The sequence below is a fragment of the Priestia sp. FW507-14D1A genome (genome assembly GCF_058781295.1).
On record NZ_JBYSWQ010000007.1, the window covers coordinates 65,720 to 90,519 of the forward strand.

A 24,800-nucleotide genomic window follows, 5' to 3' on the forward strand; every position below is an offset into this window, starting at 1 on the left:
TAATCCTTTGTTCATCTACATTTTGAGGATGTGTCTTCTACTAGTAAGAACGTAAAATAGTATAAAACAGCTGAGTGTGAATATGATAGAGGAGAGATAGAAAATAAAAGCGTATCTATCTTTTGGAGGAGGAAACATCCACAATTATGAAACATTTAGAATAAAAATAACAAAAATATATAAAATAATACAAAGCCTGTCTGGAGGGGTATAAAGCTCGTAGCGCAAACCAAAAGTAAATAGTTAGAAAATTCTTTCTTTTTACTTTAAAACATGGTACAGTATAAAAAAGTGAAAGGGTGGAAACTGATATGCGAAAGATTGTTCAGTATGAAACAAAGTGGTCGCTTTTGTATCAAATGGAAAAAGAAGCGTTGCTTAATACACTAAGAGATTTTTCAGTAGACATCGAACATATTGGAAGCACGTCCGTTCCAGGATTGGCTGGTTCACCAATCGTTGATATTTTAATCGGAGTCAAACGCGAAGAAGATATAAATGAAGTGCGCGCTATATTAAAAAATAAATCTCACGTATATGTAGCAGAAAAAGAGATGTTTGTCTTATTAAAAGAAGGCGTTCCAGCTGCACACTACCCTCCAATTATGACAGCTAAAAATGCACGTAAGCTCATTCCACATGATGCGAGAAGAAGTCATGTGTACGTAACGGTCAGTGAATCACCTTACTGGAACGAACGAATTAATTTCAGGGAGCAGTTACGCTCGAACGAACGTGCTAGAAAAAAATATGAAGGTATGAAATACGAGCTTTCAAAACGACTGTGGAACGATATTTCTACCTATGAGTACAAAAAAGAGGAATTCATTCAGCGCAGTCTATAAAAAACGTCATTTCAATTGAAATGACGTTTTTTTAATTAATTATCTTGTAAAACAATGGTCTCAAGCTTGTCAGCAGTATTTACTGCGAGAACCGTATAGTTTTTACCACTTTGAAGATTTGTTCCAGGAAGACTTAGTATTTCTTTTCCATCTGCCGTGGAAACAGATAGATCATACGAACCCGGATTTACTACTTGATAACCTGAAATGCTTTTAAAAGACAGATCTTTAAATAAAGGAGCAGCACCTTTAGGACCTACGTTTACCGCAGGAGCATCAGGAGATAAATGAGCAACACGTAAGCTTGCTTTTCCATCCATTCCTTGCTTATTATTCGTGAAAGCCTGCAGTTCAAGGTTTTCTGCTTTATTTACAGCGGCCACTGTATACGATTTTCCACCGTCTACAACAAGGGTAGCTTCGATGATGGAATCTTTTGTTCCTTTTGTCTTTGCTTCGTATACTTCTACTTTATGAGAACCGGCTGCCAAAGGCAAAGAGTTGGCGACATCTTTAAACTTTGCTCCTTCTACTAAAGCTTTGTCATCCACAAAAATGTCTACAGCCGGAGCATCCGGTGAAGCATGAACGATGCGAACTTCTGCATTTTGAGCTGTTCGCTCATCTGCAGCAGGAGGTGTTTCAGCGGCAAATACTAACATGCGGCTAAGCGCCAAGAAGGCAATCACTGCTGCTATTACGAATAGTCGTTTCATCAAGTATCACTCCTTTTTTAGTATACACAGCTTTATGTAAAGAGAAGGACTGTGCAGTTGTTAGCGTATACTAAATAAAATCAACTATTCGTTTGTTTGTTAATTTTTGATGTGTTTACTGAGATTTCTGACGAAAAAATCGAAGAATAGCCAAAATATTGTACAGAGCTGTTAAGAGCCATGTCAGTAAAAAGCCTAGGCCAAGCCCAATATTGGCATCTATATACGTATGCGTGAAGTCATCATATACGACGTAAGAAAGAGGAGCAATCGACAGTAAAAATAGAAGAAAAAACAAAAGCGTTTTCCATTTGTTTAAAGTGAAGGTTAAACAAAAGAAAAGGAAAGCAGCGAACAATAGAAGAGCGTCTCGAATAGCCCAAGGTAAAACGCCGATATGTGGATTAGCGAGAAGAAAAGTCGGAATAATTGAAAGGAGGAAAAGGAGAGAAAGTAAAGTCACGTGAAGAGTGTGCTTTTTTGTAAAAGCCGGCACCAATAAAAACGCTGCGGTTGCGCTTAAAAGAAAATTACAAATTAAAATAAACTCCATATCAACACCTCATTTATTGAGTATTACTTTTAGTCTATTCAGCATGCTGTTAAAGTAGATAAAAAAAGCTGCGATGTTCATCGCAGCTTTTGGTTATTCGAATTTAAATCCTTGTTTTTCAAGCATAGCTCGAACTTCTGGGTAATAAATGGTTTTATAAATAGCTGATACAGTTTGTGACCAGTTGCGGTCATCAGCACCGTTTGTTCTCTTTTTCATATACTCTGCCATTTCAGCATCATAGTCTTGAATCAATGGCTTTAAGTCGTGATTATAGCTTTCACGATGGTGCACAGCAGCTTGTGGCAATCGAGGTTTTTTCGCAGAATGATCTGCCGGATGTCCAACCACAAGACCGCTTACTGGGAATACGTATTCCGGTAAATCGAGCAGTTCAATGACTTCTAGCGGCTTTCTGCGAATTCCTCCGATTGGGACTGTACCTAAACCGAGTGATTCTGCTGCAACTGTTGCGGCTTCTAAAGAAATTCCAGCATCAGTTGCTCCGACTAAGATTGATTCAAGCCCATCGGTTACGCCAAGAGGGGCATCGTTAAGTTCAGCTGCAATCTTAGCACGATTAAAATCTGCACAAAAGATTAAAAATAGAGGAGCTTGGTCGATCCACGCTTGGTTGCCGGCAAGCTCTGAAAGTTTTTTCTTCTTTTCTTTATCTTGGACGCTAATAATAGTCACTTGCTGTCCATTAATAGAAGAAGCAGCTGACTGAGCAGATTGAATAATCGTATCTAAATGCTCGTCACTTACTGCTTCGTCTGTATACTGACGGATAGAACGATGATCTTGAATTGTACGAATTGCTTCATTCATGATGCGTCATCCTTTCAAAGAAGTTATGATTAACCTTGTAATGTTTTTACATCTAAAGGTGCTACAAGTACACCAGTTTGAGCAAATGCTACAAAACTTTGGAAGTGAGCTGATTTATTGTGTGCTTGAATTGCTTCTTCGCTTTTCCACTCTTCAATCATCATAAATGTGTTAGGTGTAAAAGCATCTTCAAATAGTTGATAGTTGCTGTTTCCTTCTTCTTGTAAAGAATGCTTAATTAGTTCTTGTACGTTTTCTAAAAATTCTTCTCTTTTTGCTGGGTTAACTTTCATTGAAGCTTGTAAATGAATCATGGGTGATTCCTCCTTTAATAATGATGGTGCTTTATATTATTTGTTTTGTTTTTAATCTTTCATTCAATTTATGATTAAAATGAAGATAAGTTCGAATATCATCGAACAATGAAACTATAACACCGATTAAATAACAGTGCAAGGAATTTAGTTCGAAAGTTATCGAACATTGATACACAAAAGAAGCTGTGTTATATTTTAAGCATGAGAAAACCTTATCAACCACCGAAATCTGAAATTAAATTAACGCCTATTTTACACGCGTTGAGTGATCCTAACCGGCTGCGAATTGTACAGTGTTTAGCGACAAGAAAGGAGCAGACCTGTTCGTATTATCAAAAATTAAATGTATCAAAATCAACGCTATCACATCATATTAAAGTACTTCGCGAAGCTGGAATTATCAAACTACGTATAGAAGGTACGCAGCACTATTATTCCTTGCGTTTAGAAGAACTTGAGGAATTGTTCCCAGGTCTGCTTCCTTCCATTATAAATATAGATGAGCAGTTATTTTAAAAGCTGAACAATGTTTTGTTCAGCTTTTTTGTTCAAAATAAATGTGTCCATGCAGGCTGCATCCGGGATTAAAAGAAGAACGACAGTGAGGGCAAGTCGAGTTACAGGTTAAATATTCATGAATGGATAGCTCATGTTTACATACTCCGCAAAGAATAGCTTTTTCATTAAACATAGCTTTTGGCCACCTTTTAATATCATGATCAGCATGTCCGTTATGACATTGATAGCATGGATAATATGTATTACAGCAATAAAATTTTATTGCAATAATATCTTTATCCGTACGGTAGTGCATGCAGCGCGTTTCGGAATCCACCGTATCACCTTTTACTATAGGTGCAGATTTGTTCATTATCATCACTCCCTATGAAAAGTATAGCATGCTTTTATACGCCTTATCATACATATGTAAAAAGAAAAATGCTATAATAAAACCATCGTTTTACATGTCAGATTGCATGCTAAAAAGATCAGATAAAAATTGATGTCAAAACAGATCCATTAAGTGAAGTAAAGAGAGGAAGAAAAAATGAGTAAGCAAGTTATCGTTTTTACCGGAGGCGGAACAGCTGGACACGTAACACCAAACATTGCCATTATGAAAGAATTAGACAGTGAAAAATGGGATATCCATTATGTCGGTTCTCACAATGGTATTGAGAAAGAATTAATTACAAAATTAAACGTTCCATATCATGCGATTTCAAGCGGGAAGCTGCGTCGATACGTAGATATGGAAAATGTAAAAGATGTATTTCGAGTAGCAAAAGGAGTTGGCGATGCACGTCGCGTGCTGAAAAAGTTAAAGCCTTCTCTTGTGTTTTCAAAAGGCGGTTTTGTCACAGTCCCTGTTGTAATGGCTGCTAAATCGCTAAACATTCCCGTGTTCATTCATGAAAGTGATTTAACACCGGGACTGGCAAATAAAATTGCGCAGAAATTTGCCACTAAAATTTTCACTTCTTTTGATGAAGCGGCAAACTATTTTCCAAAAGAAAAAGTGCAGGTTGTTGGTTCACCTATTCGAAAAGAATTATTTAGCGGAAGCGCAGCGAACGGGGAAAGCTGGCTTCGCTTTTATGATAAGCGCCCAATTTTAACCATTATGGGCGGAAGTTTAGGAGCACGTCGCATCAATGAGATTGTTCGAGAGTCCTTGCCTGAACTGCAAAAGAAATTTCAAATTGTACACCTGTGCGGAAAAGGCAATGTTGATACAAGCCTTGAAAAAGAGTCGGGCTACCGTCAGTTAGAATATGTAAATGAACAGCTTCCAGATGTTCTAGCGGCGACTGATTATGTGATTACACGCGGCGGATCAAATGCTATCTTTGAGTTTTTAGCCCTTCATAAACCGATGATGATTATTCCTTTGTCAAAAGCACAAAGCCGAGGAGATCAAATTTTAAATGCACAGTCCTTTAAGAAAAAAGGCTACTGTATGGTTGTGGAAGAAGAACAGTTAACAAAAGAAGTGTTTTTGCGTGAAGTAAATGAGCTTCAGCAGCAGGCAAGTACGATGAAGCGTACAATGCGTGAAGCAACAAAAACGGATGCCATTTCAATTCTTGTAAATGAAATTGAGAAAATGAGCTAAAAAAAGCGTTCTTATCGAGGAGATAAGAACGCTTTTTTCTTTGAATCTATTATTTTAAAATAATGAATAAACAGCAAAAAATAAAGTTTTTAAAATTTCAAAAAATGTTGTTGACAGTAAATTTTAACAGGAGTAAGATTACTCTCATGAAACGTTCCACAGTGAAACGCTGAGTCTTTCCTGAAAGAGAGGGAAAGAGCGGAGGACCCAATTACTAGGGGTGAATCTCATAATTGAGTAGGGTTACTTTCTTGACCCGAACCCGTCAGCTAACTTCGTAAGCGTTAAGAGAGAGGATGGTGTAATCGTGGCCGTTTTCTATAAAAGCGGATAGCGCGTTCCTTTCAAAATATAGGCGAAAGGAGCGTTAACATGCATTTATCTAAGCAAATGATTCAAATGATTGAATATCGTGCAATATGTGATCAGCAATCTTTTGATCTAGCAAACCGCTATTTGTCTATGTTAGCTAATCAAAGTATTAAACGCAGCAGTAAAAACCATAATTAAGTCTAAAAATTAAATAATAAATATACGCTTAATCAATTATGAGCGGGGGACCCAATATTTTGTACGTATGTACTAGGGGTGAATCTCTTAACTGAGTAGGGTTACTTCCATAACCCGAATCCGACAGCTAACTCCGTAAGCGTTTTGGGAGTGAAAAAATTCGTGTCGATCACGGCTTATTTGTCGTGCATTAAACCGCGGAAGAGGACTCTCTTCTGCGGTTTTTTTATGGGAAAATAGGAGAGCAGCTTATGTCTGCACCGTAAAGAGGATATAGTAGGGCTTTTAAAACGAGATCAACAATACGTGAGGAATAATCAAAGATAACCTTTCGCTGCTAGCTCACTTGGGCGTGATGCTTTACGCACGGTAACAGTCACTACGCTTAATTATTGGTGGTAAGAAACAGTTAGGAGGGAGCAACTTGGATATAATCATGCTGGGAACGCTTGTCATATTAACAGCTGCTATGTACGGAATTATTTGCTGGTCGTCTCGTGTAGTAGACGAAAGAGAGGAGAAGTGAACGTGTCGTTCATTTTGCTAGGTATTTCAGTTCTCGTTTTAATTTATTTAGTATATGTACTGTTAAATCCAGAACAATTTTAATAAGCGGAGGAATAAAACGTGGGGATTTTTCTACTATCAGTTGCGCTGCTGCTTGTTTTTGTAGCGCTTATTGCAAAGCCCGTAGGTATTTATATAGCGAATGTGTTTTCAAACGATAAAAACACTAGCTTGGTAGGAAAGATAGAATCGGTGATGTTTAAAGCGGCAGGAATTAAAGGGCATAATCAGACGTGGAAGCAATATGCAATTGCTCTCGTTTTGGCGAATACGTTTATGATTTTTGTGGTGTATCTTATCTTCCGGTTTCAAGGAGTACTGCCGCTTAACCCAAGCCACATCAAAGGAATGGATCCGGCCCTTGCTTTTAACACGGCCATTAGTTTTATGACAAATACGAACTTGCAGCATTACAGCGGTGAATCAGGTTTGTCCTATTTCTCGCAGATGGCAGCCGTTGTATTTATGATGTTTGCTGCACCAGCAACGGCACTTGCAGTAGCAATCGCGTTTATTCGCGGGTTGGCAGGGAAGGAAATAGGAAACTTTTTTGTTGATTTTGTGAAATCAATTACGCGTGTTTTACTTCCTATCGCTTTTATAACCGGCATTTTATTTATGATTTCAGGTGTCCCTCAAACGTTAAGCGGAACGGTGACTGCCCATACATTAGAAGGGGCAACACAGCAAATAGCAAGGGGACCAGTTGCTTCTTTTCTTTCAATTAAAGAGCTAGGCAACAACGGAGGGGGATTTTTTGGTGTTAATTCAGCCCATCCATTTGAAAATCCTAACGCGTTGAGCAATGTATTACAAATTGTCCTTATGCTTTTATTGCCAACAGCACTTCCTTTTACGTACGGAAAAATGATCGGACAGCGTAAGCAAGGCCGCATCTTGTTTGTAGCGATGAGTATGCTGTTTATCGTTATTTTAAGCACAGCGTTTGTAACAGAGTGGGGCGGCAATCCAAGACTTGATGCTTTTCATCTAAATGAAGCGAGCGGTTATATGGAAGGCAAAGAAGTTCGTTTTGGTGTCGGTATGTCGACGCTTTACGCCATCGTGACGACAGCAAGTGAAACAGGTGCGGTCAACACCATGCACGATACCCTTACACCTCTTACCGGGTTGTTAACGCTTGGAAATATGATGTTAAATACCGTATTTGGCGGTGTCGGAGCAGGATTTATGAATGTCATGATGTACGTCATCATCGCCGTATTTTTATCAGGTTTAATGGTTGGAAGAACACCAGAATACGTAGGTAAAAAAATTGAAGGAAAAGAAATGAAGCTCATCGCCGTGACGCTTATTCTGCAGCCGCTGCTAATTTTAGGAGGAACAGCCGTAGCGCTAACTACTCATTTAGGAATAGAAGGTATATCAAACCCAGGCTTTCACGGGTTAAGCCAGGCACTGTATGAATTTACATCATCAGCAGCAAACAATGGCTCTGGTTTTGAAGGACTCGGTGACGCAACTCCGTTTTGGAACATTTCTACGGGAATTGTTATGTATATTGGACGCTATTTCGGACTAATTACGATGCTGGCGGTATCGAGCTCACTAGCATCTAAGCAGCTTGTTCCTGAAACACCTGGGACATTTAAAACGGATACGTCTTTATTTAGCGGCATTTTAATTGGAACTACCGTTATTGTAGGGGCACTTACGTTTTTCCCAGTGCTTGTACTTGGGCCGGTTGCTGAGTATTTGACACTGTAATCAAGAAAGCGGAGGATTATAATGAATAAACGGAATTTTACGAATAATCTTGAATTGGATCGTAACAGTCACATTCAAGGTGCTGTAGATAAACAAACTTCATCGATTTTTATTCAATCAGTACAGCAGGCTTTTATCAAGCTAAGTCCAAGAACGATGATAAAAAACCCTATCATGTTCGTAGTAGAAATCGGGTTTGTTATTACGCTTTTTTTAGCTGTTGTTCCAGATCTTTTCGGAGAAAGTACAGTAAGCGCAGGCTTTAATATTGCCATATCTCTCGTGTTATTTTTCACAATTGTTTTTGCTAATTTTGCAGAGGCATTAGCAGAAGGTCGAGGAAAAGCACAGGCAAACTCATTAAAGCAATCGAAAGGTGATATTACAGCTAATAAACTTCAAAACGGGCAAATGATACAAGTTTCGGCATCGCACCTAAAAAAAGGAGATATCGTCGTCGTTTCACAAGGCGAAATGATTCCTGGAGATGGAGAAATCATTAAAGGACTGGCATCTGTTGATGAATCGGCCATTACCGGTGAATCGGCACCTGTTTTGAAAGAAGCAGGCGGGGACTTTAACTCTGTAACTGGAGGTACAAGAGTTGTCAGCGATGAAATTACAGTTAAAATTACGTGTGAGCAAGGTGAATCATTTTTAGATAAAATGATTTCGCTTGTTGAAGGAGCAGAGCGGCAAAAAACGCCAAATGAAATTGCGCTAAATACGGTTTTAACAAGTTTGACGATTATTTTCTTACTAGTTGTTGTGACGCTTCCTGTATTTACAAACTACTTACATTTTCAACTGGACACGGCTATTTTAATTTCACTGCTCGTTTGCCTCATTCCTACGACAATTGGAGGATTATTATCGGCCATTGGAATTGCTGGGATGGACCGAGTTACGCAGTTTAACGTGATCGCTATGTCAGGAAAAGCAGTAGAAGCAGCTGGTGACATTAACACAATCATTTTAGATAAAACCGGCACCATTACGTTTGGAAACCGAATGGCTCATCAATTAACGACTGTAGAAGGCACAGACGAATGTGAACTTTACAAATGGGCGTTTGTTTCTTCTCTTTATGACGAAACACCAGAAGGACGCTCAGTTGTTGATTTTATTCAAAACCGCATGGGAGTAGAAGATCTTAAAAAAACCGAAGGGACGTTTGTTGAATTCAAAGCTGAAACGCGAATGAGCGGCATTGACTTACAGAATGTATCTGTACGAAAAGGGGCAGTGGACGCCGTCACGGCATGGGTAGAGTCAAATGGCGGGATGGTTCCCTCTGATTTGCAGCAAAAAGCAAACGAAATTGCAGGAGCTGGTGGCACGCCGCTTGCCGTCGCCGCTGATGATAAAATTTACGGCTTGATTTATTTAAAAGACACGGTAAAACCAGGAATGAAAGAACGCTTTGAGGAACTTCGTAAAATGGGCATTAAAACAGTCATGTGTACAGGAGATAATTCGCTAACCGCAGCAACCATTGCAAAAGAAGCGGGAGTAGATGAATTTATTGCGGAATGCAAGCCAGAAGACAAGATTCAAGTGATTAAATACGAACAGCAGCAGGGAAAGCTAGTTGCCATGACAGGTGACGGGACAAACGATGCCCCTGCACTTGCTCAAGCTGATGTTGGCTTAGCAATGAACAGCGGAACCTCAGCTGCTAAAGAAGCAGCAAATATGGTGGACTTGGATTCCGATCCCACAAAAATCATTGAAGTCGTTTCGATTGGAAAACAGCTATTAATGACAAGGGGTGCCTTAACTACATTCAGTATCGCAAACGATATTGCGAAATATTTTGCCATTATTCCAGCGATGTTTACCTTGGCGATTCCGCAAATGGAGGCTCTTAACGTAATGAAGCTGAATTCACCTCTATCTGCCGTATTGTCAGCGCTTATTTTTAATGCGGTCATTATCCCGCTGTTAATTCCCTTAGCCATGAAGGGAATTGCGTATAAGCCGATGAGTTCTAACGCCCTATTGCGAAAAAATTTGTTCATTTACGGGTTAGGCGGGGTGTTGGTTCCATTCATTGGGATTAAAGCAATTGACTTACTACTTTCATTTGTAATGTAGAGGAGAAGAAACGATGATACAAACAGAACGAACGGGAAGCATTATTGTTCGCTTAACAATTATGATGATAATTCTTTGTGGTCTTATTTATCCTGTTGTGATGACAGGTATTGCTCAAACAGCTATTCCAAGTAAAGCAAACGGCAGCTTAATCTATTCAAACAACCACCAAGTTATCGGTTCTAAGCTCATTGGACAGCAGTTTACAAGCAATGAATTTTTCCATGGCAGAGTCTCTAGTATCGATTATAACGGGGTAGGATCTGGGTCGTTGAATTTAGCACCTTCAAATAAAGATCTTACGAATCGTATCGAGAAATCCGTAGCGGCGTGGAAAAAAGAAAACGAGGTGCCAAAAGAAGGAATTCCAGTTGATGCCGTCACAAATTCGGCTTCTGGACTCGATCCTGACATTACGCCACAAGCTGCATATGCACAAGTAGAACGAGTGGCAAAAGCGGCGCACATTAAAACCAACATGCTAAAAGAGCTGATCAAAGAACACACTCAGCAAGGAGCTTTTGGTGAAAAACGAGTAAATGTAGTAGAGCTAAATTTAGCTGTTCAACGAGAGCGCTAATTACATGCACTCGCTTCATGTATTGAAGCGAGTGTGATAAAGGAGTACAAACAATGAAAGAAAAAGAAGCTCATCCATACTTTCGAAGAAAAACTCCGGAAGAACTATTGCGTGAACTTCATGATCAGAAGCGAGGAAAGCTTAAACTTTACATCGGTGCCGCGCCGGGAGTAGGAAAGACGTATAAAATGCTTCAAGATGCGCACGATTTAGTCAAAGAAGGCATAGATGTCGTAGTTGGATATATAGAAGCACACGGCAGGCACGAGACTAAAGAGATGATCGGAAATCTAGAAGTAATCGAAAGAGAAACCGTTTTTTATAAAGGAAAAGAATTGAAAGAGCTTGATTTGCTGGCGATTGTAAGAAGGCGCCCAAAAGTTGTAATTATCGATGAACTTGCTCATACAAATGTTCCGACAAGCCGTCATAAAAAACGTTTTGAAGATGTTTCTTACCTGCTCAACCAAGGCATTTCAGTCATGTCAGCAATGAATATTCAGCATATGGAAAGCGTACATGATCTCGTATATGCCATTACCCAGGTAAAAGTTCGTGAAACAGTGCCAGATTTATTTATTCAGCAAGCAGATGAAATTCAGCTTGTCGATGTTACGCCGGAACAGCTGCAAAAGCGTCTTCGTGAAGGCAAAATATACGAAGTTCATAAAATTGAACAAAGCCTGCAGTCTTTTTTTAAGCTCGCAAATCTCCATGCCCTTCGTGAATTAACGCTCCGAGAAGTAGCGGATGAAGTGGACGGTAAGCTCATTCATGCCCATGAAATTGGCGTAACAGGTATTTGCGAACGCATTTTAGTATGCATTCAATATAGTGGAACAGCTGAAAAATTGATTCGAAGAGGCTGGAGAATGGCAAACCGATTGAAAGCAGATTTGCTGCTGCTTCATGTTTTTACAGGCGAGCAAACTGAAAGGCAAAAAGCACAAATTAAAGAGTGGCGGGAATTTGCTGATCGCTTTCACGCATCGCTAATTGTTGAAGAAGCTAAAAACCAAAAACCAGCTGCAGTGATTGTGAACGTAGCCAAGCAGTATCGCGTTACTCAAATCTTACTAGGGCAATCAGCCAGGACAAGGTGGGAAGAGATTCGAAAAGGGTCTATTGTGAATACGATTATGAGACAGACTTATAACATCGACATTCATATTGTTTCAGATTCAGCAAAGCAATAACAATAAAATGGATGTATACTAAAAGGAGAATATGAGTGAATATTGCGTTTTTTTTACTCCCGAAAAAAGAAGTCGTTACCCTGTTGACACGGTCAACTGTCCGTCAAGCATTGGAGAAAATGGAGTATCATCGCTATTCTTCTGTACCGCTCATTAACCAAAAAGGAGAATATGTAGGGACTTTGGCAGAAGGAGACTTGCTATGGAAGCTAAAAAGCCTAGAACATATAGAACTTCATGAGCTAGAACACCTGCGAATTGAAGAGGTCTCAAGGCATCGTGATTATGAACCTATCACCATTAATGATGAAATGGAAAGTATTTTGTCACGTGCGTCTGAACAAAATTTTGTACCAGTTGTAGATGACCAAAATATTTTTATTGGACTCGTGCGGCGAAGAGAGATTATAGAGTATTGTATCTCTCAACTTTTTATACATGGAGAAACGTCTTTAAATGTGAAGATTTAGTTAAGTTTGCGTAAAAAACATAATTTTTACATAAAAGGTAGTCTCTTTTTATATAATTAATGTTATAATAAGAGATGTAAAGACGAAACTTGCGTAATGTAAGCCTCTAACATTTGTTAGAGGTTCTTTTTTTACATAACATAAAACATTTGATTTCAGTTCTTTCTATGATTAAGTTAGAATAAGTGTTAAAGTAAGAGGTTTCTTGCTTTTTTACATAAGAAAAGTGAGCTGTACAAAGGAGACAAAGTATATTGACTACGGAAAAAACAAAAAGCGATCAATTACGCAGCATATTCAAAACTATTATCTTCGCTATCGCTCTAGTATTTATGATTCGCGCATTTTTATTTTCTCCGTATATCGTAGAAGGCGCTTCAATGAACCCAACGCTGCATAACGGAGAGCGTTTGTTTGTGAATAAACTGTCGTATTCGCTCCATGATATTCGCCGCGGAGATATTGTGATTATTAAAGATGAGGCTAAGAATAAGCATTATGTAAAAAGAGTAATCGGTCTGCCAGGTGAAAAAATCGAAATGAAAAAAGATCAGCTTTATATTGATGATAAAAAAGTAAGTGAACCGTATTTAAAAACGAATCGTCAAATTGCCAATAACATGGATATGGAGCTTACAGGAGATTTTGAACCTGTTCAAATACCTAAAAACGAAGTATTTGTAATGGGTGATAACCGTTTGTACAGTATGGATAGCCGCAACGGTCTAGGTCTCATTGATGAAAAACGGATTGTCGGAAAAAGCGAATTTGTATTTTACCCCATTAAAAAAATAAGAAAAACAACGTAAAAAGAAATGCCGGCGAAGGTATTTCTTTTTTTGTGCCTATGTCTACTCGGCTTCTAGATGGGCAAGCTAAGGAAAAAAGGTGTGAATTAATTGAAGACAGCCTATGAAAAATTATTTAAGCATTTTAAATTTGTTGATGCTCTTGAGATGAAAAACCGATTAGCAATGGGACCTATCCTCACATACGCTTCACGGGAAAACGGAGAAATATCCGATCTTGATATGTCTTTTTACGAAAAACGAGTAGGGGGCGTCAGTACGGTAATTATCGGCCCCGCGTTTATCACAGAAAATGGCCAAGTAGCACATGGTCAAATCGGCATTCATCGTGATCAGGTTATAAGAAAGCTTCATCAACTAACCCAAATGATTCATAGAAGAGGAGCTAAAGCGATTCTTCAACTATCACACGGGGGAAGAAAGTGCGTAGAAATGAAAAATAAGGGGCAAGCCATTAGCCCAAGTGAAAAGCCTCATAAACGTAAAGGCAAAAAGCCTGTTCAAATGACCGAGCGCGATATAACTTATATTGTTCAAGCGTTTGGCGAAGCTACCACTAGAGCTATGGAAGCCGGGTTTGATGGAGTAGAAATTGACGGAGGAAATGAATGCTTACTGCAGCAGTTTATGTCAAGGCAAGCAAATGAACGAAGCGATTCTTATGGAGGAAGCGCAGAAAACCGCTTCACTTTTGCACTTGAAGTTATTCGTGAAGTGACGCGTCGAGCAGCTCATGCGGGCAAACCATTTATTGTGGGATATACATTAGCACCCAAAGAAAAAGGCTATTTAGGAAATAAAGTGGAAGATACATTTGAGTGGATTGATCGTCTTGTTCATACAGAAATTGACTATTTACATATCAGTGCTTTGCATGAACCTACCTTAAGTAGTGAAGAAAATCGTTCACTGGTTTCTTCGATTATTAAGCACGTTAATCACCGGGTCCCTCTTGTGGGTACAGGAGGACTTACGGCAACAGAAGTAGCAGAAGCTTTTGAGAAAGGGCTGGCTTTAATTACGATTGAACAAGCATTAGTTGTACAGCCAGATTGGGTAGAAAAAGTGATAAATAGCGATGAGCCCGCTTCTATGGATGTGACGTCATTAGATAAAGATGTGAGTTTGCCACCTGAAGTGCTGGCTCACTGGCAAGATATGCATAAAAACGACCGCCCTTATTAAGTGAGCGGTCGTTTTTATGTTGTTGACTTAACAATAAGAATTTTATTTTACTGATACTATAACCAAGCAGCATACATAGACTAAAAGAAAAACTAAAAACACAGTTGACTTCTAGGAATAGTTAGGATTACAATATAAACAACTTATTCATAAAACGGACAGCTGATCGGACATACCGAAGGCTTCTAGCAAACAACTGTTGGAGGCCTTTTTGTGCTTTCTAACAGAAGATGAAAGTGGAGGGACAACATGAAAAAGTTAATTACGTTTGCACTTATTGGCTTTTTAGCTCAGTTAATTGATGGATCACTTGGAATGGCATACGGGGTGACATCAACTACGCTGCTTTTAACGTTTGGAATTGCACCAGCTGTGGCTTCCGCATCTGTTCACTTAGCAGAAGTTGTAACAACAGCAGCTTCTGGTGTTTCGCATATTAAATTTGGAAATGTAGATAAATCGATGGTGTTAAAACTAATTATCCCGGGTTCCATCGGAGCTTTTGTAGGAGCCTGCTTTCTAAGTAATTTACCTGGAGATGCGGTAAGGCCTTACGTTTCAACATTCTTATTACTTCTAGGAGTTTATGTGTTATTTCGTTTTTTATTTACGTTTAAAACAAACGAAGAAAAGAGTACCAAACCTTTATCGACGAAGCAGTCCATTCCGCTGGGATTAATTGCTGGATTTGCTGATGCTACAGGAGGAGGCGGCTGGGGGCCGATAGCAACGCCTGTATTGCTAGCTAAAAAAGGCACAACAGCACGGAAAGTCGTTGGAACCGTGGATACAAGTGAATTTGCTATTGCCGTCTCGGCTACACTTGGCTTTTTAATTTCTCTTGGCTGGGAGCAGGTAAACTGGTTCTGGGTAGGTGCCCTTATGATTGGCGGAATTATCGCGGCTCCGATTGCTGCATGGTTTGTTCGTATTATCCCGGCTCACTTGCTTGGTTCACTTGTTGGTGGGTTTATCATTTTAACAAATGCTCGAACACTCTTAAACACTTGGGTATCAAGCAGCTCTACTCAGATAGCTGTATATGCATTCATACTTATCGTGTGGGCAGCAGCGATCATTTACTCACTGTTACAAGGAAAAAAATATAATCAAAATCGAAACGTAGAAGTTTCATAATAAAAAGGATGGAATAAAAGTAGCTCAGTTAAAGAAAGATCTGAACGCATTTGATTCTGGATGGAGAATCAAATGCGTTCAGATTTTTTTATGTTTAGAGTGAAGGGAGTTTCATGTATGTAGTGGTTTCTAGCTGTTGATTGGAGCGCAAGCGACGAGGAGGCTTAGCGGCCGCCTGCGGAAAGCGAAGCCTTGTACGGAAATCAACAGCGGTGTAACAAAGGGGCCATACTAGCGCATTATCCCATTTGTTCGTCTTTAGATTGGGGTGATTTCATTATGTCTCAATCTCTTTTATTATCTGAATTCCGTAAAATAGAGAAGCGTAGATATTTTTTTTGCGTCTTATGATACAATAGACGAGTTCATTCATGAGTGGGAATACTTTCTAACACATATAAAATTCATTGAATCGTCGAGGTGTGAAGAGTAAGTGGTCTATTTTATTTTAGTATTAGTAGCAGCTATCGAAGTAATTGTCTTATTGATTAATCGACCTGTATTTGCAAACATTCCGTATGTTCAAGTATATATTGTTCCTTTGTTAGTAGTAATTGTCATCACAATGTTACTTTCGCGAAATCCAAAGAGATTTATGCGTTGGTTTAAACAAGGGCTTATTACGATTTCAGTCGTTGTGCTTGTATTCGTACCGGTTCTCTATGCCAAAAATCTCCCGCTGTATGGTTATAATGAAGCAAAAAAAATGCTTGCGCAAAGAGAACAGCTCTTGCTAAGTCAGTTCCAAAAAGGAAAATACGTATATCCAGCAAAAGACAGCCCTAAAAAATACCGTTATCTATTTAAAGTCAATCGTGGAAACGGCATGCTTGAATATGTATTCGACCCATACACAGGCGGTTATGAAGTTGTGACAGATGTGATAAAAAAATAAAGGTTTAGCTTATTTAAAGCTAAGCCTTTTAATATGAGAAAAATTGAAACTTTTTGAAAATCTGTGCGTATTTATTAAAGAACGTTCACAAAAAAGTCACAAAAGGAGTTGCACAATGGGAAAGTTAGAATACCGACTGCTAAAGCCTGATGATACGTTTGTATCTATTTATCACTATCAATCTATTGAACTTGAACAAATTTTAGCACGAAGAGAATGCGAATTTTTTGTTAAAGAAGGAGTAACGTATAAACAAACTTCATCTGCAGTCGAAGATGATATACATATTATTTATGTAAAAGAACATGAACATGGGCCGAAAGAGCAAGCAGAAGACGATAACAAAGAGATTACGTTAGAAGTACGCGAACTGAATTCTCTTCGAGGACATCCAATTTTATTCGTCTCTTCATTTTATACGCATTTGGACGTATTAAGCTATATCGGAACAGTTTATACATACTACAATGGATGGGAATGGGAAAGAGACTCTGCGGAAATTGATGAAGATCGCAGCGTGTACAGTTTATATGTAACAAAAACAGGCGTAACGTATGAAGGGGGTAAGGCGTAATGTCAAAAACAAAAAAAATGATGGCCGGGGTTTTGACCACAGCTTTAATGACATCGCTCGTTGCCTGTGGTTCAACTGATCAGGCAAGACCAGCTAAACCGAAAGATAAATCGTGTGACAAGTGGAAGTGGGATGAAGATACCCAAACGTACTACTGTTCAGATTCTTCTTCTTCGCACAGCGGCTCATATTATCACGGAGGCCGCTACTACGGCTCTAAAAAACAGTTGACCTCATCATCGGCCTATAAATCATTTAAATCAAGCAGCTCGTATAAATCTGGAATTGGGAGCGGCTCTAAAGGCGGTTTTGGCGGGTAATGCATAAAGAAAAACGAGAAATGTTTTATAAAGAAATTGAAGATTTTTGGCACGATTTATACGGAACAGAGTATGCTCTTTATGACGTACATACAGAGTCTTCTCATATCATTGATTCTATTAAAGAAGCTGCAAATCGAATTGGAGAATTATTTTTTAAAACTGCACCTTTACTTCGTTCGTTAGATGATCAGACGCTTTTTTCTTTAGGATTTCCAAAAGACAGCCTCCCGTACCTACGACTGAAAACGATGGAAACAGAAAGTGTGATTTCGCGCCTTGATTTTGCTGTTACGACTGATCAAATTAAGCTTTTAGAACTAAATGCGGATACGCCTACGTTCATTAAAGAATTATTTCATGTAAATGAGTTAGTCTGTCGGCATTTTCAAGTACAAAACCCTAATAAGCTTGAAGAAAAAAAGCTTGCTTTAGCATTAAAACACGCCATTTTTGAAGCTTACAACGAGCTCGGTAGAACGAACTATCCAAACGTCGTTTTTTCTTCGCACGATACGCATGAAGAAGATAAGTTAACGACTCTTTATTTAATGAAGCTAGCCGATGTAGATGCTACATACGTTCCATTATCGCAGCTTCGGATTGTTCCTTCCTCTACAGTGGAAGAAGGTGAACATATAGAAGCGGGCGTGTATGATCAATATGGACAAAAAATAGACGTACTCTATCGCCAAACGTATCCGCTTGAACATTTAATTGAAGATGAAGATCCGAGTACGAATGAAAAAGTCGGACACATGCTTTTAACATTGGCACAGCAAAAACAAGTAGCCATAATCAATCCGCCTTCTGCATTTTTGCTGCAGTCCAAAGCCGTGCAAGCACTCATTTGGGCTTTGCATGAACAACATCATCCTTTCTTCACTAAAGAAGAGCATCACATCATTGAAACATACTTTTTACCAACGTATTTAGAAGAAGATCCATTTATTGAAAGAAAACAAGCATTTGTGAAGAAACCATCCTTTGGTCGTGAGGGAGATACCGTTGAAATTTATAATGAAGACGGAATCAAAATAGACGAAGATCAGCAGAAAACATATCAAGAATACACGGCTGTGTATCAACAGTTTATTCCTTTGCGAACTGCAACGATGAAGACTCAAACGCAAACAATAGAGGCTCATATCATGTACGGGTGCTTTTTATTAAATGGAAAAGCAAGCGCAGTAGGAATACGAGCTGGAAATCAAATTACCGATAACGAATCTTATTATTTGCCGATTGGATTAAAATGAAAAGGGGAATAAAAATGACACAATGGATTGATTGGGCTAGTATAGGAAGTTTTTTATCTCACGTAGCGGTAGGGTTAGGGCTATTATTTATCGGAGTTATGGTATTTGAATTAACAACAAAATTTAATGACCGTGAACTCATAAAAAAAGGCAATGTGGCGGTCGCTTTGAAGTTATGGGGAAAAGGAATCGGGCTTGCTATTGTCATTTTTACTGTATGGAGCAACAGCTTAAATTTGGTAGATGCAACTCTTTGGGGAGTAGTAGGTATCATTACTCAAGTAGTGGCATATTGGATTATTGAATTTATCATGACGCCCAAAACGAGCCTAGCCAAAAAAGTAGAAGAAGGAAATATAGCGGTTGGAGTAACTCTTTTTGCAGCGTCGGTTGCCGTCGGCCTTATTGTGGCCGGAAGCTTAACATATTAAAAGAAGGCGATTCCTGTTTTACGGGGAATCGCTTTTTTTATGTCCAGATTGCTCGTGTTCACTTAGTAATAATGTACGTGTATTTTCACGGTCGGCACGAACAATTTTTTGCTGTGTGTAAAGCGGAATGACAAAGAGCAAAATAAATAAAAAAACATAGCTCATTTTTGTTATCCTCCCATGTAAATTGTAAACGCCTGCTAATAGTGTGTGCCAAACAATACGTAAATATATCATATTTGACTGGGTGAACTGGAAAAAATTGAGGGATGCAAAAAGAATATAATCTTACCTTCAACAAAAACTAAAAGCAGTATAGAGGCACGTCTTTTATTAAGAAAGGAGTTGGGAAAAGTGAAAAGGTGGCTCATTTTGTGCTTAATGATTATAATCGCAGCTGGATGTGGACGCCCAGATGAAACGTCTCAACCGAGCATTTTCCTTATACCAGAAGGGTACAAAGGATGGGTTATGGTCGAATATGATAAAGATAACGGAAATCCCAGCAAGACAGAAGGAGACTACACTGTATTTAAAGTAAATGACCAGGGAGTCGGGAAAACCAAAACGCTTTTAAGCGGCGGCGGCTGGGCAAGAAATAAATATTTCTATGTAAATAAAAATGGAGAGCGAAAGCAATTGAAGCAGGGTAAAATGATTCATGGAACGACTCAAGGTAACAAAAATCATACGGTAACCTACTTTTTCGTCGGCACCGCAAAAGAGTTCGATAAGGCCGGAGACTATCGAAGAAAACTTACCGAAGAAAGTTCTTCGTAAGAAAAGAAACGTTGCCTCTTTGGCAACGTTTCTTTTCTATCTTCATTTGAATGTGCAAAAAACGGTATCTTTTAAACGTTGAATTTCACTTAATGCTTCTTCTTGCTTATGAATTACCCAATCTGGCAATGAATGTTCAACCGACAGCTCGTCGAAACAAGCCCCGCATGTTTTAACTTCAATATAAGATTCAATATACTGAAGGTGATCTAAGTTATAAGCCCAAAGCCGACGTTCAGGGCATATCGTTTCTAAGTAAAGCGGAAGCTGAAAAAAAGGATCTACTGCTTCAGAAAGTTCTAACGGCCCTTGGCTATCAGCGTTGGTTACGTCTAGATAACCGCAGTGAGGACACGTGCATGAGTGCGTTGACCCGCTCAATTTTTTATCCAGTTTTACAACTCGCGCACATAGTTCGCAGTTTGGACATTTTACTAAGATAAAGTCAAGGAACTTATCTAAAAATTGTTGCTGTATTACTTGCTGATTTGTCATTTTTTGTACCTCTAACTGTCAAACTTTTTTTAGTTACGAAAATAATTCATGAAACCTACATACTATTCATAACACATGATGAGGGTTAAAACAACAAAAACCCTTTTCGACAGAAGGGTTGTATGATATAGTATGACAAATCAGAATAAATAAAGAAAAATGGTGAGAAAAAATGAGTCAAAACGAACAATGGACATCAAAACTCGGCTTTATCTTGGCATCTGCCGGTTCCGCAATTGGAATCGGAGCCATTTGGAAACTGCCTTATGTAGCCGGAACAAGCGGAGGAGGAGCCTTCTTTTTACTGTTTATCCTGTTTACAGCAATTATTGGTTTGCCGCTTTTACTCGCTGAATTTGTACTAGGTAGACATACACAAAAAGAAGCAATTCGTGCATATGATGCAGTTGCTCCCGGTTCCCTATGGAAAGGAATCGGGTATTTAGGTGTGATCACATGCTTTATTTTATTATCCTTCTATAGTGTAGTAGGAGGCTGGATTTTGCAATATATTTTTGCAAGCGTCACGGGTCAGCTGAATGGAGTAAGTGACTACGGGAGTTTATTTAACTCGACCATTGCTAATCCAACAAGTGCTGTTATCTCTCAACTTGTTTTTCTTCTTTTAACAATTGTTGTAGTAGCAAGAGGCATTCAAAATGGTATTGAAAAAGCAAACAAAATTTTAATGCCTGCTCTCTTTATTTTATTTATTATTATCATTATTCGTTCTTTAACATTAGACGGGGCAATGGAAGGCGTATCTTTCTTTTTGTATCCGGATTTTTCAAAGCTTACATCCCAAACCATTTTGTTTGCGATGGGACAAGCATTCTTTTCCCTTAGCGTAGGCGTTTCAGTTATGGTTACGTACAGTTCGTATCTATCTAAGCAGCAAAACTTGCCAAAATCGGCTATTTCAATTTCGGCGTTAAATATTTTGATTTCTTTACTAGCAGGACTGGCAATTTTCCCTGCGGTCTTCTCAATGGGTGTAAAACCGACGGAAGGACCAGGTCTTTTATTCATTGTATTGCCTTCTATTTTTGAACAGCTTCCGTTCGGAATTGTGTTTCAAACTTTCTTTTTGGCGCTGTTTTTATTTGCCACTTTGACATCTGCGTTTTCGATGTTAGAAATTATTGTTGCTTCTTTAGCCAAAGGAGAGCAGCATAAGCGTATAAAGCTATCTTGGATTTCGGGCTTGCTAATCTTCGTGGTAGGAATACCTTCAGCACTATCGTATGGTTTATTAAGTGACGTATCGATCTTTGGAAAAAGCATCTTTGACTCTTTCGATTTTCTTGTAAGTAATATCCTTATGCCCCTAGGTGCTCTTTTAATTGCCATCTTTGTTCCTTGGAAAATGAAAAAAGATGTACTAATTGAAGAATTTAAGCACGGTTCAACGAATGTGAAGCGCTGGTTCTCTTTATGGCTTCTTGCTATTCGATACATTGCACCTGTTTTAATTATCATTGTATTTATTAATATGCTAGGCTTTATCTAACGAAAAAACGCTGTTAAAACGCTTGGTTTTAACAGCGTTTTTTTGAAGGAAGAGGAGGAGTATGATGCTTGATTTCTTATATGATATGTTTGCAGGGGCAGGGGTATTTATTTTATTAATAATTGTGTTGCTAGTAGCGAGAACGTCAGGGAAACGCAAGAAATAGGCGGGTATAATTCCCAGTGTAAAAACCCCAAAAAAGACTAACACCACAGAATTAAACTATGATAATATATTATCCTATGAGCATAATAAATGCTCACATATGTTGTGATGAAGCGTTTTTTAGAAAGAGGGATCATCTTGAGTGGAGAAGTTCTTGTCAAGATTTTATCTCAAGCGTATGAACAAAAAAAGACATTACCAATCGTCTCATTCTCGTCTTTTTTTGAACAAAAAAAGGTGGGCTTTCGTTTAAATAACGATGTGTCCGCTGATATTATCTACCATACGCTTATGTGTATTCAGAGAAAAACGTGTGTCCAAGATGTGTTAGTGGAAGTACTAAAAGTTGATAGTCCAAACAATGACGGGGCATTTTCTGATTGTGTATATATTTTAGCAAATGGTACAAAACAGCAAGTGAAAGAATGGGTTCAACCCTTACATCCTAAAAGAGTGAAACAAGGATATCAGCACGGGACACCCATTGATGCGCCACAGTTAAAAAATGACTACCACGTGTTTGCCGTTACTTGGTCATAAGCGTTTAACCCAAAAAACATCCTGCTGTCGCTGCAGGATGTTTTTTGTTAATAAGGATGAGCATCGTGTCCTTTTTCATTAGCTTCTTCTACCGCATCAGCAGCTTTGTTGCTCCCTAACGGTGAACCGCCTTCTTTTGGCAATTTGCCGTATGTAGGAGTCATTTCTGCTCCCATTTCAATTTCTAGGGAACCATCATCATGCATTAGAAGACCAATGCCATTTGCTACTCGATTGCCATAGTCAAAATCACATTGAGTTAAAAGCTCAATCATCTTTGTTTGAACGGTATGATGACAACATTTTAAGCCGTCTACTAAATTTTGAATAAGCTCATCACGTTCCCAGTCCTCTAGTAAACGATAGCGTTCACCAGCTTGCTTAAAGTCATTTGTGCGATCAAGTTTTTCTTTTTTTACATTTCCTTCAACATAAGGCTGATGAGGTTTTGGATGGTCATGCGCTTCTTGAAGACCTCCAAGAGAAGAAGGTTCGTAATTCACGTGCGGGTTCTGACCTGGAGCAGCATCTACATGATAGGCCATTTGACCGTCGCGTTGATTTGTTGCTACATGTTTTTTCGGCGCGTTAATAGGCAGCTGCAAGTAGTTTGTTCCCACCCGGTGACGCTGCGTGTCGGAATAAGAAAACGTTCTTCCTTGCAGCATTTTATCATCAGAAAAATCCAGCCCGTCTACAAGTACACCCGTACCAAATGCGACTTGCTCCGTTTCAGCAAATACGTTGCTTGGATTTTTATCTAGGACCATTTTACCTACTGGTAGAAATGGAAATTGGTCTTCCGGCCAAATTTTCGTGTCATCAAGCGGATCAAAATCCAGTTCAGGATGCTCTCCGTCTTCCATTATTTGTATACAAAGTTCCCACTCGGGGTAGTTACCGCTCTCAATCGCTTCATACAAGTCTTGAGTGGCGTGACTGATATTTTTAGCTTGAATTTCTTCTGCTTGCTTTTGGGTCAAATTTTTAATTCCTTGTTTTGGTTCCCAATGGTATTTCACAAGAAACGCATCGCCATCTTTGTTTACCCACTTATATGTATTAACACCGGAACCTTGCATTTGCCGATAGTTAGCAGGTATTCCCCAAGGTGAAAATAAAAAAGTAATCATATGCATAGCCTCAGGGGTGTGAGAAATAAAATCAAAAATACGCTCGGTATCTTGACGGTTTGTCACAGGATCGGGCTTAAAAGCATGAATCAAATCAGGGAATTTAATAGCATCGCGGATAAAAAATATTTTAAGGTTATTTCCTACTAAGTCCCAGTTTCCGTCTTCTGTGTAGAACTTTACAGCAAATCCCCTTGGGTCTCGCATTGTTTCTGGAGAGTCCTTTCCATGAGTTACGGTAGAAAATCTGACAAAAACGGGCGTCTGTTTGCCTGCTCCTGAAAAAACTTTTGCGCGGGTGTATTTTTCAACGGGCTCATCCCCAAGTTTTCCGTACGTTTCAAAATATCCGTGAGCTCCGGTTCCTCGGGCATGAACAACACGTTCTGGTATACGTTCACGATCAAAATGCGAAAGTTTTTCAATCAGCTGGTAATTTTCAAGAGTAGCAGGTCCTCTGTTGCCTACCGTTCGAGAATTTTGGTTATCACGAATGGGGTGACCTTGACGCGTTGTAAGCGTCTGCTCGTTTTCTCCGGCTGCATAGCGTTTGTCTTCCGAGTCACCTGATCCGCTAACATTTGTACCATGAATGCCTTTATGGCTCATAAAATAATCCTCCTTGTTTCAAACATAACAAGACTATTTTTTTCAGCCCTCGCTTTTTTATTCATTAATATGGAAATAATATAAATTTTTAGAAGAAAAGCTGTTTTACTAAAGAGGGGAACAAATCCGCTAAACGAATAAATTTTAAAAAAGTTTCACATTTCAAAAAAAAATAAATTGTTTTTTTTGAAATATAAAGATAATGTTACGGGTGATTTTTTACCTATTATTAGTGTAGGAAAAGGAATAATATTGGAATATATTAGCTTTTTTGTCGAACTTATTAAGTGTTAAACGACAATAAACTACGACAATATACACCATACACCTGCGCTACTGTCGTTTCCTGTAACATAAATGTAATATTAGTGATGTTATTTTGTAATAATGTGTTGTTACAATGTAAACGTCTTATAGATTAGTAGATTATGG

The 24,800-nt window shown here is 38.8% G+C and carries 28 protein-coding genes, 1 pseudogene and 2 riboswitches; of the genes and pseudogenes, 21 read left to right on the forward strand and 8 right to left on the reverse strand.

Going from position 1 to position 24,800, the window contains the following annotated elements:
* Positions 1-311: 311 nt before the first annotated feature.
* Entirely contained in the window at positions 312-845 is a 534-nt protein-coding gene (locus AC3WJG_RS21505) for a GrpB family protein (protein WP_028409170.1), read from the forward strand.
* Between the two features lie 35 nt (positions 846-880).
* Here AC3WJG_RS21505 and AC3WJG_RS21510 read toward each other — a convergent pair whose 3' ends face one another.
* The 4 genes from AC3WJG_RS21510 to AC3WJG_RS21525 form a co-directional block, all read right to left on the reverse strand.
* On the reverse strand, positions 881-1,561 hold the full coding sequence (locus tag AC3WJG_RS21510; RefSeq protein ID WP_028409169.1) for a DUF4397 domain-containing protein: 681 nt from the start codon (positions 1,559-1,561) through the stop codon (positions 881-883).
* Positions 1,562-1,676: 115 nt separating this feature from the next.
* Positions 1,677-2,114, reverse strand: coding sequence for a hypothetical protein (locus tag AC3WJG_RS21515; RefSeq protein ID WP_028409168.1), 438 nt, complete (start codon positions 2,112-2,114; stop codon positions 1,677-1,679).
* 93 nt (positions 2,115-2,207) lie between these two features.
* Positions 2,208-2,945 carry an oxygen-insensitive NADPH nitroreductase gene (gene nfsA / locus AC3WJG_RS21520; RefSeq protein ID WP_098524731.1) on the reverse strand — a complete coding sequence of 246 codons (738 nt, stop codon included), beginning with the start codon at positions 2,943-2,945 and terminating at the stop codon, positions 2,208-2,210.
* Between the two features lie 29 nt (positions 2,946-2,974).
* Positions 2,975-3,259 (reverse strand): putative quinol monooxygenase, encoded by a 285-nt coding sequence (locus AC3WJG_RS21525; protein ID WP_013057729.1) that lies wholly within the window; start codon positions 3,257-3,259, stop codon positions 2,975-2,977.
* A 204-nt stretch (positions 3,260-3,463) separates the two neighbouring features.
* Between AC3WJG_RS21525 and AC3WJG_RS21530 the strand changes: the two genes are divergently transcribed.
* Positions 3,464-3,778, forward strand: a complete 315-nt coding sequence (locus AC3WJG_RS21530; RefSeq protein WP_013083811.1) for an ArsR/SmtB family transcription factor — start codon at positions 3,464-3,466, stop codon at positions 3,776-3,778.
* 19 nt (positions 3,779-3,797) lie between these two features.
* Here AC3WJG_RS21530 and AC3WJG_RS21535 read toward each other — a convergent pair whose 3' ends face one another.
* Positions 3,798-4,133 carry a CHY zinc finger protein gene (locus AC3WJG_RS21535; protein WP_028409166.1) on the reverse strand — a complete coding sequence of 112 codons (336 nt, stop codon included), beginning with the start codon at positions 4,131-4,133 and terminating at the stop codon, positions 3,798-3,800.
* 177 nt (positions 4,134-4,310) lie between these two features.
* Between AC3WJG_RS21535 and murG the strand changes: the two genes are divergently transcribed.
* The 16 genes from murG to AC3WJG_RS21615 all read left to right on the forward strand — a co-directional run bounded on the left by murG (position 4,311) and on the right by AC3WJG_RS21615 (position 19,136).
* Entirely contained in the window at positions 4,311-5,378 is a 1,068-nt protein-coding gene (murG, locus tag AC3WJG_RS21540) for an undecaprenyldiphospho-muramoylpentapeptide beta-N-acetylglucosaminyltransferase (RefSeq protein WP_013057726.1), read from the forward strand.
* Between the two features lie 157 nt (positions 5,379-5,535).
* Positions 5,536-5,678: riboswitch (cyclic di-AMP (ydaO/yuaA leader) on the forward strand.
* Between the two features lie 72 nt (positions 5,679-5,750).
* Positions 5,751-5,888, forward strand: coding sequence for a hypothetical protein (locus AC3WJG_RS21545; RefSeq protein ID WP_155920457.1), 138 nt, complete (start codon positions 5,751-5,753; stop codon positions 5,886-5,888).
* 15 nt (positions 5,889-5,903) lie between these two features.
* Positions 5,904-6,046, forward strand: a riboswitch (cyclic di-AMP (ydaO/yuaA leader).
* A 370-nt stretch (positions 6,047-6,416) separates the two neighbouring features.
* Positions 6,417-6,497 carry a K(+)-transporting ATPase subunit F gene (gene kdpF / locus AC3WJG_RS21550; protein ID WP_063611563.1) on the forward strand — a complete coding sequence of 27 codons (81 nt, stop codon included), beginning with the start codon at positions 6,417-6,419 and terminating at the stop codon, positions 6,495-6,497.
* Between the two features lie 24 nt (positions 6,498-6,521).
* On the forward strand, positions 6,522-8,183 hold the full coding sequence (kdpA, locus tag AC3WJG_RS21555) for a potassium-transporting ATPase subunit KdpA (RefSeq protein ID WP_176526453.1): 1,662 nt from the start codon (positions 6,522-6,524) through the stop codon (positions 8,181-8,183).
* 21 nt (positions 8,184-8,204) lie between these two features.
* The gene (gene kdpB, locus AC3WJG_RS21560; protein ID WP_337134110.1) at positions 8,205-10,280 is read left to right on the forward strand and encodes a potassium-transporting ATPase subunit KdpB; all 2,076 of its coding nucleotides are present in this window, start codon (positions 8,205-8,207) and stop codon (positions 10,278-10,280) included.
* A 13-nt stretch (positions 10,281-10,293) separates the two neighbouring features.
* On the forward strand, positions 10,294-10,860 hold the full coding sequence (gene kdpC, locus AC3WJG_RS21565) for a potassium-transporting ATPase subunit KdpC (RefSeq protein ID WP_098332037.1): 567 nt from the start codon (positions 10,294-10,296) through the stop codon (positions 10,858-10,860).
* Between the two features lie 53 nt (positions 10,861-10,913).
* Positions 10,914-12,056 carry a KdpD-like non-kinase potassium sensor gene (kdpDN, locus tag AC3WJG_RS21570; protein ID WP_060746321.1) on the forward strand — a complete coding sequence of 381 codons (1,143 nt, stop codon included), beginning with the start codon at positions 10,914-10,916 and terminating at the stop codon, positions 12,054-12,056.
* Between the two features lie 35 nt (positions 12,057-12,091).
* On the forward strand, positions 12,092-12,526 hold the full coding sequence (locus AC3WJG_RS21575; RefSeq protein ID WP_337134109.1) for a CBS domain-containing protein: 435 nt from the start codon (positions 12,092-12,094) through the stop codon (positions 12,524-12,526).
* A gap of 254 nt (positions 12,527-12,780) precedes the next feature.
* On the forward strand, positions 12,781-13,335 hold the full coding sequence (gene lepB / locus AC3WJG_RS21580) for a signal peptidase I (protein ID WP_013057720.1): 555 nt from the start codon (positions 12,781-12,783) through the stop codon (positions 13,333-13,335).
* A 90-nt stretch (positions 13,336-13,425) separates the two neighbouring features.
* Positions 13,426-14,520 (forward strand): oxidoreductase, encoded by a 1,095-nt coding sequence (locus AC3WJG_RS21585; protein ID WP_098524727.1) that lies wholly within the window; start codon positions 13,426-13,428, stop codon positions 14,518-14,520.
* A 249-nt stretch (positions 14,521-14,769) separates the two neighbouring features.
* Complete coding sequence (locus tag AC3WJG_RS21590) at positions 14,770-15,657, forward strand: sulfite exporter TauE/SafE family protein (protein ID WP_013057718.1); 888 nt, start codon at positions 14,770-14,772, stop codon at positions 15,655-15,657.
* 433 nt (positions 15,658-16,090) lie between these two features.
* Positions 16,091-16,552 carry a hypothetical protein gene (locus tag AC3WJG_RS21595; protein ID WP_013057717.1) on the forward strand — a complete coding sequence of 154 codons (462 nt, stop codon included), beginning with the start codon at positions 16,091-16,093 and terminating at the stop codon, positions 16,550-16,552.
* Positions 16,553-16,667: 115 nt separating this feature from the next.
* Complete coding sequence (locus tag AC3WJG_RS21600) at positions 16,668-17,126, forward strand: hypothetical protein (protein WP_060746317.1); 459 nt, start codon at positions 16,668-16,670, stop codon at positions 17,124-17,126.
* Positions 17,126-17,446, forward strand: a complete 321-nt coding sequence (locus AC3WJG_RS21605; RefSeq protein WP_013057715.1) for a hypothetical protein — start codon at positions 17,126-17,128, stop codon at positions 17,444-17,446. The genes AC3WJG_RS21600 and AC3WJG_RS21605 overlap by 1 nt, the downstream gene beginning before the upstream one ends.
* On the forward strand, positions 17,446-18,705 hold the full coding sequence (locus AC3WJG_RS21610) for a glutathionylspermidine synthase family protein (protein ID WP_337134108.1): 1,260 nt from the start codon (positions 17,446-17,448) through the stop codon (positions 18,703-18,705). The genes AC3WJG_RS21605 and AC3WJG_RS21610 overlap by 1 nt, the downstream gene beginning before the upstream one ends.
* Before the next feature lie 14 nt (positions 18,706-18,719).
* Positions 18,720-19,136 carry a DUF350 domain-containing protein gene (locus AC3WJG_RS21615; protein WP_013083802.1) on the forward strand — a complete coding sequence of 139 codons (417 nt, stop codon included), beginning with the start codon at positions 18,720-18,722 and terminating at the stop codon, positions 19,134-19,136.
* An 18-nt stretch (positions 19,137-19,154) separates the two neighbouring features.
* On the opposite strand, the gene AC3WJG_RS21620 is transcribed toward AC3WJG_RS21615, so the two are convergent.
* Positions 19,155-19,301, reverse strand: coding sequence for a hypothetical protein (locus tag AC3WJG_RS21620; protein WP_016764718.1), 147 nt, complete (start codon positions 19,299-19,301; stop codon positions 19,155-19,157).
* 189 nt (positions 19,302-19,490) lie between these two features.
* Between AC3WJG_RS21620 and AC3WJG_RS21625 the strand changes: the two genes are divergently transcribed.
* Entirely contained in the window at positions 19,491-19,916 is a 426-nt protein-coding gene (locus tag AC3WJG_RS21625) for a DUF6843 domain-containing protein (protein ID WP_014459441.1), read from the forward strand.
* Between the two features lie 42 nt (positions 19,917-19,958).
* On the opposite strand, the gene AC3WJG_RS21630 is transcribed toward AC3WJG_RS21625, so the two are convergent.
* Positions 19,959-20,411, reverse strand: a complete 453-nt coding sequence (locus AC3WJG_RS21630) for a hypothetical protein (RefSeq protein ID WP_013083800.1) — start codon at positions 20,409-20,411, stop codon at positions 19,959-19,961.
* A 172-nt stretch (positions 20,412-20,583) separates the two neighbouring features.
* Between AC3WJG_RS21630 and AC3WJG_RS21635 the strand changes: the two genes are divergently transcribed.
* Complete coding sequence (locus AC3WJG_RS21635) at positions 20,584-21,921, forward strand: sodium-dependent transporter (protein ID WP_028409155.1); 1,338 nt, start codon at positions 20,584-20,586, stop codon at positions 21,919-21,921.
* A 303-nt stretch (positions 21,922-22,224) separates the two neighbouring features.
* A complete protein-coding gene (locus tag AC3WJG_RS21640) occupies positions 22,225-22,626 on the forward strand; it encodes a YfbO family protein (protein ID WP_013057709.1) in 402 nt (133 codons plus the stop codon).
* A gap of 217 nt (positions 22,627-22,843) precedes the next feature.
* Here the strand turns inward: AC3WJG_RS21640 and AC3WJG_RS21645 are convergent.
* Positions 22,844-24,368, reverse strand: a pseudogene (locus AC3WJG_RS21645) (catalase); the annotation flags it as partial.
* Positions 24,369-24,800: the final 432 nt, after the last annotated feature.

Bases quoted from the DNA above. Each gene is read 5' to 3' on its own strand.
- AC3WJG_RS21605 (WP_013057715.1), top strand. From the start codon at position 17,126: ATGTCAAAAACAAAAAAAATGATGGCCGGGGTTTTGACCACAGCTTTA.
- AC3WJG_RS21510 (WP_028409169.1), bottom strand. From the start codon at position 1,561: ATGAAACGACTATTCGTAATAGCAGCAGTGATTGCCTTCTTGGCGCTT.
- murG (WP_013057726.1), top strand. From the start codon at position 4,311: ATGAGTAAGCAAGTTATCGTTTTTACCGGAGGCGGAACAGCTGGACAC.
- AC3WJG_RS21525 (WP_013057729.1), bottom strand. From the start codon at position 3,259: ATGATTCATTTACAAGCTTCAATGAAAGTTAACCCAGCAAAAAGAGAA.
- AC3WJG_RS21505 (WP_028409170.1), top strand. From the start codon at position 312: ATGCGAAAGATTGTTCAGTATGAAACAAAGTGGTCGCTTTTGTATCAA.
- AC3WJG_RS21635 (WP_028409155.1), top strand. From the start codon at position 20,584: ATGAGTCAAAACGAACAATGGACATCAAAACTCGGCTTTATCTTGGCA.
- AC3WJG_RS21610 (WP_337134108.1), top strand. From the start codon at position 17,446: ATGCATAAAGAAAAACGAGAAATGTTTTATAAAGAAATTGAAGATTTT.
- kdpB (WP_337134110.1), top strand. From the start codon at position 8,205: ATGAATAAACGGAATTTTACGAATAATCTTGAATTGGATCGTAACAGT.
- AC3WJG_RS21630 (WP_013083800.1), bottom strand. From the start codon at position 20,411: ATGACAAATCAGCAAGTAATACAGCAACAATTTTTAGATAAGTTCCTT.
- AC3WJG_RS21600 (WP_060746317.1), top strand. From the start codon at position 16,668: ATGGGAAAGTTAGAATACCGACTGCTAAAGCCTGATGATACGTTTGTA.
- AC3WJG_RS21545 (WP_155920457.1), top strand. From the start codon at position 5,751: ATGCATTTATCTAAGCAAATGATTCAAATGATTGAATATCGTGCAATA.
- AC3WJG_RS21515 (WP_028409168.1), bottom strand. From the start codon at position 2,114: ATGGAGTTTATTTTAATTTGTAATTTTCTTTTAAGCGCAACCGCAGCG.
- AC3WJG_RS21535 (WP_028409166.1), bottom strand. From the start codon at position 4,133: ATGAACAAATCTGCACCTATAGTAAAAGGTGATACGGTGGATTCCGAA.
- kdpC (WP_098332037.1), top strand. From the start codon at position 10,294: ATGATACAAACAGAACGAACGGGAAGCATTATTGTTCGCTTAACAATT.
- AC3WJG_RS21615 (WP_013083802.1), top strand. From the start codon at position 18,720: ATGACACAATGGATTGATTGGGCTAGTATAGGAAGTTTTTTATCTCAC.
- AC3WJG_RS21530 (WP_013083811.1), top strand. From the start codon at position 3,464: ATGAGAAAACCTTATCAACCACCGAAATCTGAAATTAAATTAACGCCT.
- nfsA (WP_098524731.1), bottom strand. From the start codon at position 2,945: ATGAATGAAGCAATTCGTACAATTCAAGATCATCGTTCTATCCGTCAG.
- AC3WJG_RS21620 (WP_016764718.1), bottom strand. From the start codon at position 19,301: ATGAGCTATGTTTTTTTATTTATTTTGCTCTTTGTCATTCCGCTTTAC.
- AC3WJG_RS21590 (WP_013057718.1), top strand. From the start codon at position 14,770: ATGAAAAAGTTAATTACGTTTGCACTTATTGGCTTTTTAGCTCAGTTA.
- kdpDN (WP_060746321.1), top strand. From the start codon at position 10,914: ATGAAAGAAAAAGAAGCTCATCCATACTTTCGAAGAAAAACTCCGGAA.